Genomic DNA, 2,743 nt, shown 5'->3' on the forward strand with positions numbered 1-2,743 from the left:
CAACCCAAAATCCCGGGACGGGGCGGTGGAATGCCTACGCGTACTCCGCGCCGAACGAGCCACAGCAATGCGGGCACGGGTCGCCGTGGTGGCACAAGTGAGGGCCATCCTCGTAACCGCACCCGAAACCCTCCGCGCCAGGTACCGTACCGCAACAAGCCCGGCCCTCATGGCTGCACTGGAGAAAACACGACCGTCGGGAGTCCCCTCTGACCCACTGACCAGCACCGCGACCGTACTCAAACGACTCGCCATCCGTTACCGGCACCTGCACCAGGAACTGGCACTGATCGATGCCGAACTCGACGCCATCCTCACCCTCCACGCACCGATGCTGCGCGACCTCGCCGGCGTAGGCACCGACGTCGCCAGCCAGCTGCTGGTCACCGTGGGTGATAACACCGAACGCGTCACCACCGAGGCAAAATTCGCAGCCCTGGTCGGCGTCGCCCCGATCCCCGCATCATCAGGAAAGACGAACCGGCATCGGCTTAACCGGGCCAGAGACCGGCTGGCCAACAAAGCGATCCACCGCGTTGTCCTCGTAAGAATGCGCTATGACAGCCAAACCCGGACCTACCTAGCCAGGCGACGCCAGGAAGGGAAAGCACTAAGGAAATCATGCGCTGCCTCAAACGCTACGTCGCCCAGGACTTCTACGGCCAACTTATCCACCCGTCGCCCGCCCCAAATGGTTGAAACCTCCGAAGAACACGCACAGCCAAACGGCTAACCCTGCAACAAGCCGCCGGCGCCCTGCATGCCTGGCCCCCCTTGTCTCGACTCGAACGCGGGCTCAGCCACGACGACGACCTCCACGAACGCTACGAAACCTGGCTCAACTGCCAGTCCCCCGCGATCGTCCAGACGCCACATCGTCTGCCGGCCCGCATGCTGCGCGCCTGACCATTGCCGCACAGGATCCGGGGTCAAGGGGGCCGCAGGCCGTCACGCAGCGATCGCAACAGCGACCCTTGAGGCCGGAGCGGCGCCAAGGTAACCCCCGCAGCGCGTGGCCGAGCGACCCTTTGACAGCAATAGGAGCATCAATGTACACACCCAGTTCGGGCCCTCTCAGAAACTCAAATCCAACGACCGCACTCTGTAAAAGGAGTGCGGTTCTTCTTTGTCCTGATAGCTTCGGCACTCACCCGGCCCTCATTTTCTTGCCCGCAAGACCCGGGGACACGGGACCTGATTCCACCTGTGTACAGCAGACCAACCTGGACAAGGACGCAGAGCCGCGATGCTCACGCCATCCTGAACCGGCCTTATCGCGCCCAGTCATGCCGTCCCGTCCTTGGCCGCCGATGGACAAGCAGAAGTACGAACTGCTTGTCATTCTGATATGTCCCATGGTCGCTGGGCGGGCCCTCCGTGCAACCAGGGCGCTACCGCGCCGACCCCGGAACCGAAAACTTCTCAGGCCAGAGTCGGTTCGCTCCTGGACCAAGTTTTCATCCCCGGCGCCGGTCCCCCAAGTTGCACTCCGGCCCCTCAACCCAGCGGATGGTCCCCTATCAGAACGACGCCTACAACCAACAACCGCTGAAAGACAGCAATCGCAAGGGTGAAGGGAATCACGGGATCATGGAAAAACTTACGATCAAGACACCATCAGACGTCCTCAGCTTCATTGGGCACAGCCTCGGCTTCTGGCCCAAGGAAAGCCTGGTCTGCATCACCATGCACGACAACAGCATCGGGGCGACCCTCCGCATCGACCTTCCCCGCCAGCCAGGTCACGAACTCCCCTACGCACGCACCGTCGCCCGCTACCTCACCAGCGACACCACCGCCACGTCCATTCTCTTCGCCGTCTACACCAGCGAACCCTGCCAGCCCGGGTCAGGCAAACCCCACGCCGCCACCATCGCCGCGCTCACCGGCGTCCTCGCCGAACAAGGCATCACCATCAGGGACGGACTCTTCGTGGGAAATACTACCTTCTCCCCCTACGACGACGGCGAATCAGGTACCAGCCTCGCCTTGCCCGTCAGTTCCACCGAAACCAGCGCGATCAATGCCGAATTCATCTACCGTGGCAGCTTCGTCGAACCCACCGGACACGTCACCCTTCCACCTGCCGGGCAGGAAGCTTCGAAAGCGGCCGGCGTCGAACGGCACATGGAAGCAATCAGGTTTCAGCAAAGCGGAACCGCGCTCCAGCAAGGCAGGAAACTTTGGGGTGACATGCTCGCGTCCACGGCTTTTCCCAGCGACGATGATTGCCACGCCCTGGTCGCAAACCTGCAGTTCCCCGCCATCCGCGACCGCCTCATCGCCGACATTCCGGGGATGGACGAGCCCATGCAGCAGATCCTGTTCGCCCAGACCACAGAGGCCCCGAAATGGTCGCGCGTTGAATGGGCGCAACAACTCCTTCTCCACGCTTACACCCGCACCTCCCCCGAACACGCGGCACCAGTCCTCACCGCCATCGGCTACATCAACTGGTGGGAAGGCAAAGGAAGCAAAGCACACCAATTCCTCCAACTCGCCCTCGACACCGACCCCGCCTACCGCCTCGCCCGCCTCAGCGACCAAATGGTCGGCTCCGGCATCGTCGCAGGATGGAACATGAACAAGAACACGGCTTACAAAGCCCTACCGTTCGACATTCCGTAATTCTTGTCCCCGCAAAGCGAAAACAATCTGCTCCCGTGACTGTGGAGATTCCCACCGCTGGCCATGACCGCGAGCCACGGCGCCGACATCCAACGACCGAGCAGATCAGGTTGAC

General features: G+C 62.3%; 3 protein-coding genes. All 3 read left to right on the top strand.

Translation table 11 applies throughout. The features are described 5' to 3' along the window. A partial coding sequence (locus IEW19_RS23060) for a transposase (protein WP_229748748.1) occupies nt 1–733 on the top strand: 733 nt, incomplete at its 5' end. 41 nt (nt 734–774) lie between these two features. Beyond that, nucleotides 775–906 (top strand): hypothetical protein, encoded by a 132-nt coding sequence (locus tag IEW19_RS24060; RefSeq protein ID WP_268236337.1) that lies wholly within the window; start codon nt 775–777, stop codon nt 904–906. Nucleotides 907–1,590: 684 nt separating this feature from the next. Then, the gene (locus IEW19_RS23065; protein ID WP_229748750.1) at nt 1,591–2,628 is read left to right on the top strand and encodes a DUF4192 domain-containing protein; all 1,038 of its coding nucleotides are present in this window, start codon (nt 1,591–1,593) and stop codon (nt 2,626–2,628) included. Nucleotides 2,629–2,743 lie beyond the last annotated feature (115 nt).

Origin of the sequence: Arthrobacter liuii (genome assembly GCF_014639275.1) — a bacterium.
Taxonomy (GTDB): Bacteria; Actinomycetota; Actinomycetes; order Actinomycetales; family Micrococcaceae; genus Arthrobacter; species Arthrobacter liuii.

Excerpts from the sequence above, each read along its gene's own strand:
- IEW19_RS23065 (WP_229748750.1), top strand. The coding sequence starts at position 1,591 with ATGGAAAAACTTACGATCAAGACACCATCAGACGTCCTCAGCTTCATT.